A 12,988-nucleotide genomic window follows, 5' to 3' on the forward strand; every position below is an offset into this window, starting at 1 on the left:
ACACCGGGGATGAGCACGAAGGACTTCGTCGAGAAGGACTACTACAAGGTCCTCGGTGTCCCGAAGGACGCCACCGAGGCCGAGATCAAGAAGGCGTACCGGAAACTCGCGCGCGAGTTCCACCCGGACGCCAACAAGGGCGACGCCTCCGCCGAGGAGCGCTTCAAGGAGATCTCCGAGGCGAACGACATCCTCGGGGACGCCAAGAAGCGCAAGGAGTACGACGAGGCGCGCGCGCTGTTCGGCAACGGCGGCTTCCGCCCCGGGCCGGGCGGCGGCGGCTCGTTCAACTTCGACCTGGGCGACCTCTTCGGCGGCACCCAGCAGGGCGGTCAGGCCGGCGGCTTCGGCGGCGGCCTGGGCGACGTCTTCGGCGGCCTCTTCAACCGCGGCGCCGGCCCGGGTGCGGGAACCCGTACCCAGCCGCGCCGCGGCCAGGACATCGAGTCGGAGGTCACCCTCTCCTTCACGGAGGCGGTGGACGGGGCCACGGTCCCGCTCCGGATGTCCTCGCAGGCGCCCTGCAAGGCCTGTTCGGGCACCGGCGACAAGAACGGCACGCCCCGGGTGTGCCCGACCTGCGTCGGCACCGGCCAGGTCTCGCGGGGCAGTGGCGGCGGCTTCTCGCTGACCGACCCCTGCGCGGACTGCAAGGGCCGCGGCCTGATCGCGGAGACCCCCTGCGAGGTCTGCAAGGGCAGCGGTCGTGCCCGCAGCTCCCGCACCATGCAGGTCCGGATCCCGGCGGGCGTCTCCGACGGCCAGCGGATCCGGCTGCGCGGCAAGGGCGCTCCGGGCGAGCGCGGCGGCCCCGGCGGCGACCTCTACGTGGTCGTGCACGTCGGGACCCACCCGGTGTTCGGCCGCAAGGACGACAACCTGACGGTGACCGTCCCGGTGACGTTCGCGGAGGCGGCACTGGGCGCCGAGATCAAGGTCCCGACCTTGAACGGCCCCTCGGTGACGCTGAAACTGCCCCCGGGCACCCCGAACGGGCGTACGATGCGGGCCCGCGGCAAGGGAGCGGTCCGCAAGGACGGCACCCGCGGGGACCTGCTGGTCACCGTCGAAGTGGCGGTTCCGACCGAGCTGTCCGACAAGGCACGCGAGGCGCTGGAGATGTACCGCGAGGCGACGGAGTCGCAGGACCCGCGCTCCGCGCTGTTCGAGTCCGCGAAGGGAGCATGACATGGACGGCCGCCGACGACAGTCCCGTCTGGGAAGCGGTGCCTACCAACTCACCGACGAGACCCCGGTCTACGTGATCTCGGTGGCCGCCCAGCTCTCGGGCCTGCATCCGCAGACCCTCCGCCAGTACGACCGTCTCGGCCTGGTCTCCCCGGACCGTACGGCCGGCCGCGGCCGGCGCTACTCGGCCCGCGACATCGAACTGCTCCGCACGGTGCAGGCGCTGTCCCAGGACGAGGGCATCAACCTGGCGGGCATCAAGCGGATCATCGAGCTGGAGAACCAGGTGGCCGCGCTCCAGCAGCGCGTCGCCGAGCTGTCGGCGGCGGTGGACGGAGCGGCCGCCACGCTGCGGGCCCGCGAGGCCCAGGTGCACGCCTCGTACCGGCGCGACCTGGTTCCGTACCAGCAGCCGCAGCCGGGCAGTGCCCTGGTGGTCTGGCGGCCCAGCCCCAAGCGCCCGATGGACTGACCGGCAGGTCGTCCCGGCGCCAGGAGCACCCCTACGGGCTCCGCCCCTCCCAGGGCGGGGCCTGACGGCTTTCTAGAGGCCTTCCCGGTCCGCGTCGTGGTCCGGGCCGGGGTGCTCGCACTCCTCGGGGGCCGAGGGGCGGCCCAGGATGCCGGACTGGGCGATGAGGTAGCCGAGCTGGGCCCGGCTGCCGCTGCCCAGGGTGGTGGCGAGTTTGGCGATGTGGGCGCGGCAGGTCCGCACGTTCATGCCGAGGCGGCGGGCGATGGCCTCGTCCACGTGCCCCTCGATGAGGAGCTGGGCGATGGTGCGCTGCACGCCGGTGACGCCGCCGGGGGTGCTGCGGTACGTCACCTCCTCCGTGAGCGGTACGGCGCGGTGCCAGAGCTGCTCGAACACCTTGATGAGGTAGTCGACGAGGCCGGGGTGGCGCAGTTCCAGCGCGACCCGGCGGTCGTCGCTCACCGGGATGAAGGCGACGGTGCGGTCGAAGATGATCAGGCGCTCTATCAGCTCTTCGAGCGTGCGGATCTCGACCTTGCCCGTGGAGATCCGGTCCACGTAGGCGAGGGTGCCCTGGCTGTGCCGTGCGGTGTGCTGGTAGAGGGTCCGTATGCTGACCCCGCGGTCGATCAGCGGCTGGTCGCGCTCCAGGGCCTGCGTGAGGGCCTCGGAGGGCCGGGCCCCGCCCGGCTGGACCGTCAGCACCTCGGTGTGGCATTCGGCCGTCGCGAGGTTCAGTGCGGCGTTGATCCGTTCGAAACCCTCCAGCACCGTGATGGCGTGGGTGTTGGCCGGGCTCTGTGCGCTGATGGCCAGGAAAGGCTCGAAAGTGTCGGTGAGATCTACAGCGCTGCGTCGGCGGTCCTGGATCTCGCGTTCAATCGGATGGAGCCGTTGAGCCAAAGCCACGGACGGGGGAACCGGGCGGAGCTGGTTCGCGTCATCCGGGTCGGGCTGCAGAAGGGCGAGTTCCAGCAGGCAGGGGGCGTTCTGGATCTCTCCCCGGGCTATCCGGCCGGTGCTCAGGGCAGCCGCGTAGAGCCGGGTTCCCTCGGCGCACATGGACGTGACGGGGTGGGGATGTGTCGCCTTTGTCTCGTTTCGCGTCAAATCTCCACCCCCCAGGGTCCTGAACATGCAAGAACATGATGCATCGTCCCTGTGGCATTGACGTGCCTGAATGAGCCATCGTCTGACACGCGGGGGAGAGGATTCCATCAAGTGAGGACGAAGCCGACCATGTACAAGAGAATGCTTCGCTCGGTGCTTGCCATAGGTTTCTCCGCCGTTGCGGTTTTTGGGGCAGTCAGCGCCGTCGAAAGTGACGCGGGGAGCGCTAGGGACGGTCAGGGCACGAGCCTGACGAGCACGGAGTTCGACACCGGCTGGACCACGGCGCCCGTGGGCAGGTACGCGGACACCGGCTGGACCGCCGCCGAGCTGGGCGGTAAGGACGACACGGGCTGGACCGAGGCTCCTGTGACGGTGTCCGCATGACCCCCGACGACCGCGGCTTCCGCCGCGAGATGGCGTCGGCCTACCGCTCGGGCTGGCAGTTCATCGACCTCGCCACGGCCATCCCCCACCCCGGCGACTCGTTGATGGTCACCCTGTTCGGCCAGCCCATCGTCATCGTGCGCGAGGAGGACGAGGACGTACGTGCCTACCGGTGCCTGCGCCGCCCGCGCGGCGCGCCGCAGCCCGTCCGCTGCGAGGTGCGCTACGGAATGGTCTTCGTCAATCTCGACCAGCGGGACCACCAGCTCTTCGAACCCGACATCACCACCGCCACCCCCCGCAGTGCCTGAAGCGATTCCCCCGTCGTTCCAGATCGCTCAGGTGCTACCCCCACACAACGGCGCCGTCGTGGACCTGACCACGATGGCGCCGTTGTGATGCCCGCGTCCAGTGCGTGAACCGGACAAGATGAAGAATCAACGGCTCATGCGCGGCCCATGGCCCGGTCCAGGGTGATCTCCATGACCACGCGGTCGGGATTGGGCGAAGGCGTCCGCCCGTACCGCTCCGCGTAGCGCGCCACCGCGTCGGCGACCGACGCCTCGTCCGTGCGGATCACCGCACGGCCCTCCAGCGTGGCCCAGCGGCGCCCCTCCATCTGGCAGACCGCCACCCGCGCCCCGCCGCCCTGCGCGGCCTGGGCCGCCAGGACGTTGCGGACCTTCTTGCTGTGCTTGTTGCTGATCACCCGGGCCAGGCCGGCCTCCGGGTCGTACGTCACGCCCACCGGCACCACGTGCGGGGTCCCGTCGGGGCGCGGGGTGGTCAGCGTGCAGACGTGCCGCTCCCGCCAGAAGGCGAGGTACTCGGGCGTCGGGTTGAGTACGTCATGGGACATGGCCGAAGGGTACGGGCAAGCCGCCCCCTCAACTGCCTTGAGTGGAATAGACTCAACTTTGCATACGCTGACTCTGTCAGACCCATATCCCTCGGAGAGGAGAAGGCGCAGTGGATGCCGAGCTGACCAACAAGAGCCGCGACGCGCTGAACGCGGCCACCGGCAGGGCCGTCAAGGAAGGCCACGCGGACCTGACCCCCGCGCACCTGCTGCTGGCCCTGCTCGCCGGCGAGGACAACGAGAACGTGATCGACCTGCTGATCGCCACCGACGCCGACCAGGCCGCCGTGCGCAGCGGCGCCGAGCGCCTCCTCGCCGCGCTGCCCAGCGTCACCGGCTCCACGGTCGCGCCCCCGCAGCCCACCCGTGAGCTGCTCGCCGTGCTCGCCGAGGCCGACAGCGAGGCCGGCAAGCTCGGCGACGAGTACCTCTCCACCGAACACCTGCTCATCGCCGTCGCCGCCAAGGGCGGCGCGGCCGGTGAGGTCCTTTCCGCCCAGGGCGCGACGGCGAAGAAGCTGCTGGACGCCTTCCAGAACGCACGAGGAGCACGGCGGGTGACCACCCCCGACCCGGAGGGCCAGTACAAGGCCCTGGAGAAGTTCGGCACCGACTTCACGGCGGCCGCCCGCGACGGCAAGCTCGACCCGGTCATCGGCCGCGACCACGAGATCCGGCGCGTCGTGCAGGTCCTGTCGCGCCGTACGAAGAACAACCCTGTGCTCATCGGCGAGCCCGGCGTCGGCAAGACGGCCGTCGTCGAGGGCCTGGCCCAGCGCATCGTCAAGGGCGACGTGCCCGAGTCCCTGAAGAACAAGCGGCTCGTCGCGCTCGACCTCGGCGCCATGGTCGCCGGCGCCAAGTACCGCGGCGAGTTCGAGGAGCGGCTGAAGACCGTCCTCGCGGAGATCAAGTCCAGCGAGGGCCAGATCATCACCTTCATCGACGAGCTGCACACGGTCGTCGGCGCGGGCGCCGGCGGCGACTCCGCGATGGACGCCGGCAACATGCTCAAGCCCATGCTGGCCCGTGGTGAGCTGCGGATGGTCGGCGCGACCACCCTCGACGAGTACCGCGAGCGCATCGAGAAGGACCCGGCGTTGGAGCGCCGCTTCCAGCAGGTGCTGGTCGCCGAGCCGTCCGTCGAGGACACCATCGCGATCCTGCGCGGGCTCAAGGGGCGCTACGAGGCGCACCACAAGGTGGTCATCAACGACAGCGCACTGGTCGCCGCCGCGACCCTCTCCGACCGGTACATCACCTCCCGCTTCCTGCCCGACAAGGCCATCGACCTCGTCGACGAGGCCGCGTCCCGGCTGCGCATGGAGATCGACTCCTCGCCCGTCGAGATCGACGAGCTGCAGCGCTCGGTGGACCGGCTGCGGATGGAGGAGCTGGCGCTGAACAACGAGTCCGACCCCGCCTCGCGCGAGCGCCTCGACAAGATCCGCAAGGACCTCGCCGACAAGGAGGAGGAGCTGCGCGGCCTGACCGCCCGCTGGGAGAAGGAGAAGCAGTCCCTCAACCGGGTCGGCGAGCTCAAGGAGCGCCTGGACGACCTGCGCGGCCAGGCCGAGCGCGCCCAGCGGGACGGCGACTTCGACACCGCCTCCAAGCTCCTCTACGGGGAGATCCCGCAGCTGGAGCGCGAGCTGGCCGAGGCCACCGAGGAGGAGGCCGCGGCCGAGACGGCCAAGAACTCCATGGTCAAGGACGAGGTCGGGCCCGACGACATCGCGGACGTGGTGGGCGCCTGGACCGGCATCCCCGCCGGCCGGCTGCTGGAGGGGGAGACCCAGAAGCTGCTCCGCATGGAGGACGAGCTGGGCCGCCGCCTGATCGGCCAGACCGAGGCCGTACGGGCCGTCTCCGACGCCGTGCGCCGCACCCGCGCCGGCATCGCCGACCCGGACCGGCCGACCGGCTCCTTCCTCTTCCTCGGCCCGACGGGCGTGGGCAAGACGGAGCTGGCCAAGGCGCTCGCCGACTTCCTCTTCGACGACGAGCGGGCCATGGTCCGCATCGACATGTCGGAGTACTCCGAGAAGCACAGCGTGGCCCGGCTCGTCGGCGCCCCGCCCGGCTACGTCGGCTACGAGGAGGGCGGCCAGCTCACCGAGGCCGTCCGCCGCCGCCCGTACAGCGTGGTGCTCCTCGACGAGGTGGAGAAGGCCCACCCCGAGGTCTTCGACATCCTGCTCCAGGTCCTGGACGACGGCCGGCTCACGGACGGCCAGGGCCGCACCGTCGACTTCCGCAACACCATCCTGATCCTGACCTCGAACCTGGGCAGCCAGTTCCTGATGGACCCGGCCACCCCGGCCGACCAGAAGAAGCAGCAGGTCCTGGACGTGGTCCGGGCGAGCTTCAAGCCGGAGTTCCTCAACCGCCTGGACGACCTGGTGGTCTTCTCCGCGCTCAGCCGGGACGAGCTGGCGCACATCGCCGAGCTGCAGATCGGCCGCCTCGCCAAGCGCCTGGCCGACCGGCGGCTGACCCTGGACGTCACCCCCGCGGCCCTGGCCTGGGTGGCGGACAAGGGCAACGACCCGGCGTACGGCGCCCGGCCGCTGCGCCGCCTGATCCAGACGGCGATCGGCGACCGTCTGGCCAAGGAGATCCTCTCCGGGGAGGTGCGTGACGGCGACACCGTGCGCGTCGACGTGGCGGGCGAGGACCTGCTGGTGGGCAAGGCGCTCTGACCCGGCACCCCGCGTACAGGGACGTGCGCGGGGTGCACTCCTGTCCGCCCGCAGCGGATCCGTGGCCGTCGGGCTGGACATGGGGTGGGCGGGATGGGGGAGGATGCAAGTATCCGCACGAAGGGAAGTACACGGTGAGCATCGACCCGGCCTCGATTCCGAACTTCGGAGGGCAGCAGCCCGATCCGCAGGCCACAGGACCGGCGGGCCCCGTCGTCCCCGACCAGGATCTGGTCAAGCAGCTGCTGGAGCAGATGGAGCTCAAGTACGTCGTCGACGACGAGGGTGACCTCGCGGCGCCGTGGGAGGAGTTCCGTACGTACTTCATGTTCCGCGGCGAAGCGGAGCAGCAGGTCTTCTCGGTGCGGACCTTCTACGACCGTCCGCACAAGATCGACGAGAAGCCGCAGCTCCTCGAGTCGATCGACGACTGGAACCGTCGCACCCTGTGGCCGAAGGTCTACAGCCACACGCACGACGACGGCTCCGTCCGCCTGATCGGCGAGGCGCAGATGCTGATCGGCACCGGCGTCAACCTGGAGCACTTCGTGTCCTCCACGGTCAGCTGGGTCCGCGCGTCCATCGAGTTCGACAAGTGGCTCACGGAGCAGCTCGGACTGGAGAAGGACATCGACTCCGCCGACGGCGAGGAGGAGGACGGCGGGGACAACTGACCCCCCGGCCCCACCCTCACGGGGGCATCTTGGCGAAGACCAGGAGGTAGACCCCGTAGGCGTAACTGAGCCCGGCCAGCCCCGCGGTCACCACGACCGCGGAGCGCGGCCGGGCTCGTGCCATCACGGCGGCCAGCGGCAGCAGCAGCGGGAACGCCGGCAGCAGGAACCGCGGCTTCGACTCGAAGTAGCCGGCCCCGCCCAGGGTGATCACCAGCAGGACCGCGGTGTAGACGAGCAGCGGCAGTGGCGGCCGGTTGAACAGCAGCAGCACCGCCAGCAGCAGGGCCGTTCCGAGCAGCACCGCGGTGACGCCGGTGGCCAGTGCCACGGGGCCGCCGCTCAGCACCCGCCAGAGGGCGGACAGCACGTAACCGCCCCCGTCGAAGCGGGAGCCCCACTGGCGCTGCACGGTGAAGTACCCGGCCACGTCGTGCCGGCGGACCCCGACGGCCGCCACGTACGCCAGCCAGCCCGCCGGCGCCAGCAGCCCGGCCGCCCACACCTCGGGCGCGCGGGATCTTCGTACGAGCAGCGCGTGCGCGGCCGTGACGGACACGGCCGCGGCGACGGCGATCCCGGTCGGCCGGGTCAGCCCCGCGAGCAGTGCCAGTGACGCGGCGAGCAGCCAGCGCTCGCGCAGCAGCGCGTACAGCGACCAGGCGGCGAGGGCGACGAGCAGCGGCTCGGTGTAGGCGAGGGTGAGCACCACCGCGTGCGGGACCACCGCCCACAGGGCGACCAGCAGCAGCGCGACGCGCCGCCCGGCCACCAGCTCCCCGACCCGGTACACGCCGACGGCGGCCACGGCGGCCGCGGTCCAGGCGACCAGCAGCGCCCCCCACTCGCCGCCGCCGGACAGCCGCACCAGCACCGGGTACAGCGGGAAGAAGGCGTAGTCGCTCTGCACGAGCCCGGTGACGGGCCACATCTGGGTGCGGCCGTAGCCGTGCCGGGCGATGGCGAGGTACCAGACGGAGTCCCAGGAGTGCCCCAGCACCCGCAGGGGGCTGCGCCCGGCCCACCACGCGGCGAAGGCCAGCACGGCGGCTCCGGCCACGCGGACCGCGGCGAACACGCCGAGCGCGAGCGCGGCGGTGGGCACGCCGACGGCCCTGACGTCCCTCGGCCGCACGAAAACAGACGTACTGCCCGTCGCCGTCATCTACCCCCGACTTCCTGCGCTGCGTGAGGAACGCCCATCCGGACCAGGAGGAGCCTCGGGCACCTTAAGCGGCCCCGCGTCCCACCGGGCGTGAATGGCTCCGGAAGCTCCGGTGAAATCGGGCACCCACCGGGGGTGCGGGGCCCGCGCCCGTGGCGGGCGGGGCCACCGGCTCGCGGCTCAGAGCCGCCGCAGCCGGTCCGCGGCCTCTTCGAGGACGGGGGTCTTCTTGCAGAACGCCCAGCGGACCTGGGTCGCGCCGGCGGACTTGTCGTCGTAGAAGACCTGGTTGGGGATGGCGACGACCCCGCAGCGCTCGGGCAGGGCGCGGCAGAAGGCGAGGCCGTCCTTCTCGCCGAGGGGGGTGATGTCGGTGGTGATGAAGTAGGTGCCCTGCGGGCGGAAGACCTCGAAGCCGGCCGCGGCGAGGCCGTCGGCGAGGATGTCCCGCTTGGCGGCGAGGTCGGCGCGGAAGGCCTCGTAGTAGGCGTCCGGCAGCTGCAGGGCCTGCGCGATGGCGTACTGGAAGGGGCCGGAGGAGACGTAGGTGAGGAACTGCTTCGCCGAGCGGACCGCGGAGACGAGTTCCGGCGGGGCGGTCAGCCAGCCGACCTTCCAGCCGGTGAACGAGAACGTCTTGCCCGCGCTGCTGATGGTGACCGTGCGCTCGCGCATCCCGGGGAAGCCCGCCAGGGGGACGTGGGAGCCCTCGAAGACCAGGTGCTCGTACACCTCGTCCGTGACGACCAGCAGATCGCGCTCGACCGCGAGCGCGGCGATCGCCGTGAGTTCGGCCGCGGTGAGGACGGTGCCCGTCGGGTTGTGCGGGGTGTTCAGCAGCAGCAGCCGGGTGCGCGGGGTGACGGCGGCGCGCAGCTCGTCCAGGTCGAGGGCGAAGGTCCCGCCGTGCGGGCGCAGGGTGACCGGGACGCGGGTGGCGCCGGCCATCGCGATGCAGGCCGCGTAGGAGTCGTAGAAGGGTTCGAGGGCGATGACCTCGTCACCCGGCTCCAGGAGGGCGAGGAGGGACGCGGCGATGGCCTCCGTGGCGCCCGCGGTGACCAGGACCTCGGTGTCGGGGTCGTAGCCGAGGCCGTAGAAGCGCTGCTGGTGCGAGGCGATCGCGGTGCGCAGCTCCGGGACGCCGGGCCCGGGCGGGTACTGGTTGCCGAGCCCGGTGAGGACCGCGCGGGAGGCCGCCTCGGCGATCTCGGCCGGGCCGTCGGTGTCGGGGAAGCCCTGGCCGAGGTTGATCGACCCGGTGCGCGCGGCCAGCGCCGACATCTCCGCGAAGATCGTCGTGCCGAAGGGTGCCAGGCGGCGGTTGAGGAAGGGGCGGTCGCTGCTCACTGGTGCGCTCATGGGCGTCATCCTGCGGGCAACCTCTGGACTTGCTCAAGTGTGCTTTGGGCCGTGCGGGCCGTGGGAATTCCCCCTTCACGCGGGACGCGGGGATCCCGCTCCCCGGGAGGACCGGGGCGTGAGAGAGGGGCGGACATGGAGTTCGTCTTCGTAGTGCTCGGAATCTGCGCGTTGTTGGTCTTCCTCATGAGCCGGTTCGTCCGGAAGCTGGCGGGGCACGGTTCCCGCCCGCGCCGGACGCGCCGCCGCCGGGGCAGCTGGTGGGCGGGGGACGGGGGTTCGTCGGGCTGCGGCTCGTCGTCCTCGTGCGGGTCGTCCTCCTCCTGCGGTTCGTCCTCGTCGTGCGGCGGGGGGTGTGGCGGCGGCAGCTGACACGGGGCAGCCGGCGCCGCCCTGACGTGGGCGTCCGACGGTCCGTTTCCCGTCGGGCGCCCCGCGCGTTGTCCATGCATCTCGACGCGCGGGACGCAACCTGTTGAACACGTGAACTGCCGAGCCCCCGGGGGGATGTAAACCCCGTCAAGTTGGGTAAAAACGCTGTGAGTGCCGTGCCTTTCATGATTCCCTCGGTTGAGTAGACCAGTCCTCGGACCTCCCTGGACTTCCTGTGGACCCGTGCCGGTTTCCCCCCACCCGTGCTTGCTACCGCTGGCGGGCTCCGGCCCATCTCCCTCGCGCGTTTGCGGAGCCGACTCATGCTCACGACCCTCCAGACCTCATACACCGACACGCGTGCCGCCGATCTCGCCTGGGCCCTGGGTCGGGACCGGCTGCCCGCCCTGGCCGTGCTGAACCTCGAACTTTCGGGCGCGAAGGTCGAGTTGCGCCTGCTCGGGGCCTCCCATCAGGTTCTGCTGGAGGAGAAGGACGTGCTCTGTTCGGAGACGGTCGCCTGCATGCCCGGCAGCAGTACGCCGCTGCCGCTCGGCGTGGCGAAGCGGGTGGGCGACTGGGAGTACGAGTTCGCCGCGCGGGTCGAGACCCTCTCCCGGGGATCCTTCGCGGGGCGGGCCCAGGAGCTGCTCGCACTGGTCGCGGACCACCCGAACGGGCTAGCGGGGACGTTCCCCGGAAGCCCGCACGCCTTCACCGCCCTGCTCGCCCAGCGCTACGAGGGCCAGGTGCGGTGGCGCACCTGGCACGCGTACCCGCAGGAAGGGCAGTTGGTGGCCACCCGGACGCGGATCGGGGTGCGGACGGGTGCCCCCGCGCCGGCCCTGGAATCGCCCGCCCTGCTGTAGGCCGTACGGGCGAGGGGCCCCCGCGGCCGGAGTGCGGCCGGACGGGTGCGCCGTGGTGCGGGGTGCGATGTGGTTACGCCAACTGGCCGAATCGGTGCACCACTTGCACCCATGTGGGTGACCGGATGCGAGTGGACGGTGACGTACGGTTCGCTTCATGATCGACCGTTCCGTCCCGCGCCGGGTCCTTCCGGCTCCGGAGCCGGGAGGCGCCGAGACCGTCACGGCCGCCCTGCCCGTACGGCCCCGGACCGGCCGACTCCTGGTCCTGGCCACCGTGTTCGTCTGCGCCGCCTGCGGGCTCGTGTACGAGCTGGAGCTGCTCGCCCTGGGCACCTACCTCATCGGTGACTCCGTCACCCAGGCGTCGGTCGTGCTGTCCGTCATGGTCTTCGCCATGGGCGTCGGCTCCCTGCTCGCCAAACGCTTCCGGCACCGGCCCGCCCTCGGCTTCGGCGTCATCGAGGCCGGGCTCGCCCTCCTCGGGGGTCTCTCCGCCATGGCGCTGTACGCGAGTTTCGCCTGGCTGGGGGAGTCCCGGCCGGCGCTCGTCGCCTTCTCCTTCGCCATCGGGATGCTCATCGGCGCCGAGATCCCGCTGCTGATGGTCCTCATCCAGCGCATCCGCAGACAGGACGCGGGCGGCGCCGTCGCCGACCTGTTCGCCGCCGACTACGTGGGCGCCCTCGTCGGCGGCCTCGCCTTCCCCTTCCTGCTGCTGCCGCTGCTCGGCCAGCTCACCGGCGCCATGCTCACCGGCACCGTCAACGCCGTCGTCGGCGGCGGGCTGGTCCTGTGGCTGTTCCGCCACGACCTGACCCGGCGCTGCCGCTGGCTGCTCATCACCGCGAACCTGACCGTCCTCGTCGTGCTGGCCTCCGCGACCGTCCTCGCCGACGACTTCGAGCGGGTCGCCCGCCGCGCCGTCTACGGCTCCGAGGTGCGGGTCGCCGTCCAGACCGGGGTGCAGGAGCTGGTGCTCACCGGCCCCGCGACCGGCTCCCCGCGCTCCCTCGACCTGTACCTCGACGGACGGCTGCGGGTCAGCGGCTACGACGAGTACCGCTACCACGAGGCCCTGGTCCACCCCGCGATGACCGGCCCGCACGCCCGGGTCCTCGTCCTCGGCGGCGGCGACGGCCTCGCCGCCCGCGAGGTGCTCCGCTACCGGGACGTCGCGTCCGTCACCGTCGTCGAGGTCGACCCCGGCGTGGTCCGGCTCGCCCGCACCGATCCCATGCTCTCCGCGCTCAACGCCGGGGTGTACGCCGACCCGCGCCTGGCCGTCGTCACCGAGGACGCCTTCCGCTGGCTGCGCGGACCCGCCGCGGACGACCGCTTCGACGTGATCGTCTCCGACCTCCCCGACCCGGGCATCACCCCCAGCACGAAGCTGTACTCGCAGGAGTTCTACGGACTGGCGGTGCGGGCCCTCGCCCCCGGCGGCCGGATGGCCGTGCACGCCGGGCCGCTGGCCACGCGCCCCCGTACGTACTGGACCGTCGACTCCACCCTCCGCGCGGCCGGCCTGCGCACCACCCCCTACAGCGCGGGCGGCCGCCTCACCGGATTCGCCGCCGGACCCGACCGCACACCCCTCGGGGACTCCGGCGCGCCGCCGCGGGACTGGGGGTTCGTCCTGGCCGCCCGCGACCAGGAACCCCGGTTGCGCGTGGACCGTGAAACGCCCGCGCTGCGTTCGCTGTCGACCCTCTCGCTCCAGGACGCGTCGCGCGACGCCGAACGCACCCGGGTGAGCGGACTTCCACCGTCGACGCTGCCGCATCCGCGGTATTCGTGACCCGGTGCGGTCCAGGCCGTAGGC

At 71.6% G+C, this 12,988-nt stretch carries 12 protein-coding genes; 8 read left to right on the plus strand and 4 right to left on the minus strand.

Annotated elements, in window-relative coordinates:
- The first annotated feature begins 9 nt into the window (after positions 1-9).
- Together dnaJ and IG86_RS0101835 are read left to right on the plus strand one after the other, a co-directional pair.
- A complete protein-coding gene (dnaJ, locus tag IG86_RS0101830; RefSeq protein WP_030817399.1) occupies positions 10-1,188 on the plus strand; it encodes a molecular chaperone DnaJ in 1,179 nt (392 codons plus the stop codon).
- A gap of 1 nt (position 1,189) precedes the next feature.
- On the plus strand, positions 1,190-1,660 hold the full coding sequence (locus IG86_RS0101835) for a heat shock protein transcriptional repressor HspR (protein ID WP_030894173.1): 471 nt from the start codon (positions 1,190-1,192) through the stop codon (positions 1,658-1,660).
- 72 nt (positions 1,661-1,732) lie between these two features.
- Here IG86_RS0101835 and IG86_RS0101840 read toward each other — a convergent pair whose 3' ends face one another.
- Positions 1,733-2,800: a regulatory protein gene (locus IG86_RS0101840; RefSeq protein ID WP_045936294.1), complete on the minus strand. Its 1,068-nt coding sequence runs from the start codon at positions 2,798-2,800 to the stop codon at positions 1,733-1,735.
- Between the two features lie 84 nt (positions 2,801-2,884).
- Here IG86_RS0101840 and IG86_RS0101845 point away from each other — a divergent pair, with 84 nt between their 5' ends.
- Both IG86_RS0101845 and IG86_RS0101850 read left to right on the plus strand, forming a co-directional pair.
- The gene (locus IG86_RS0101845; protein WP_030894176.1) at positions 2,885-3,160 is read left to right on the plus strand and encodes a hypothetical protein; all 276 of its coding nucleotides are present in this window, start codon (positions 2,885-2,887) and stop codon (positions 3,158-3,160) included.
- A complete protein-coding gene (locus tag IG86_RS0101850) occupies positions 3,157-3,471 on the plus strand; it encodes a Rieske (2Fe-2S) protein (RefSeq protein WP_030026718.1) in 315 nt (104 codons plus the stop codon). The genes IG86_RS0101845 and IG86_RS0101850 overlap by 4 nt, the downstream gene beginning before the upstream one ends.
- 134 nt (positions 3,472-3,605) lie before the next feature.
- Here the strand turns inward: IG86_RS0101850 and IG86_RS0101855 are convergent, their stop codons facing one another.
- Entirely contained in the window at positions 3,606-4,019 is a 414-nt protein-coding gene (locus IG86_RS0101855) for a pyridoxamine 5'-phosphate oxidase family protein (protein WP_030817404.1), read from the minus strand.
- A gap of 110 nt (positions 4,020-4,129) precedes the next feature.
- Between IG86_RS0101855 and clpB the strand changes: the two genes are divergently transcribed.
- Together clpB and IG86_RS0101865 are read left to right on the plus strand one after the other, a co-directional pair.
- The gene (gene clpB / locus IG86_RS0101860) at positions 4,130-6,721 is read left to right on the plus strand and encodes an ATP-dependent chaperone ClpB (protein ID WP_030817406.1); all 2,592 of its coding nucleotides are present in this window, start codon (positions 4,130-4,132) and stop codon (positions 6,719-6,721) included.
- A 134-nt stretch (positions 6,722-6,855) separates the two neighbouring features.
- Positions 6,856-7,395, plus strand: coding sequence for a YbjN domain-containing protein (locus IG86_RS0101865; protein ID WP_030026713.1), 540 nt, complete (start codon positions 6,856-6,858; stop codon positions 7,393-7,395).
- Between the two features lie 16 nt (positions 7,396-7,411).
- Here the strand turns inward: IG86_RS0101865 and IG86_RS0101870 are convergent, their stop codons facing one another.
- On the minus strand, positions 7,412-8,530 hold the full coding sequence (locus IG86_RS0101870) for a glycosyltransferase family 39 protein (RefSeq protein WP_234315964.1): 1,119 nt from the start codon (positions 8,528-8,530) through the stop codon (positions 7,412-7,414).
- A gap of 210 nt (positions 8,531-8,740) precedes the next feature.
- Positions 8,741-9,931: a pyridoxal phosphate-dependent aminotransferase gene (locus IG86_RS0101875; RefSeq protein WP_030817408.1), complete on the minus strand. Its 1,191-nt coding sequence runs from the start codon at positions 9,929-9,931 to the stop codon at positions 8,741-8,743.
- Between the two features lie 686 nt (positions 9,932-10,617).
- Between IG86_RS0101875 and IG86_RS0101885 the strand changes: the two genes are divergently transcribed.
- Both IG86_RS0101885 and IG86_RS0101890 read left to right on the plus strand, forming a co-directional pair.
- Positions 10,618-11,163, plus strand: coding sequence for a DUF2617 family protein (locus IG86_RS0101885; RefSeq protein WP_030817416.1), 546 nt, complete (start codon positions 10,618-10,620; stop codon positions 11,161-11,163).
- A 157-nt stretch (positions 11,164-11,320) separates the two neighbouring features.
- Positions 11,321-12,964: a polyamine aminopropyltransferase gene (locus IG86_RS0101890; RefSeq protein WP_030817419.1), complete on the plus strand. Its 1,644-nt coding sequence runs from the start codon at positions 11,321-11,323 to the stop codon at positions 12,962-12,964.
- Positions 12,965-12,988 lie beyond the last annotated feature (24 nt).

Origin of the sequence: Streptomyces virginiae (genome assembly GCF_000720455.1) — a bacterium.
In the GTDB taxonomy this organism is placed as follows: Bacteria; Actinomycetota; Actinomycetes; order Streptomycetales; family Streptomycetaceae; genus Streptomyces; species Streptomyces virginiae.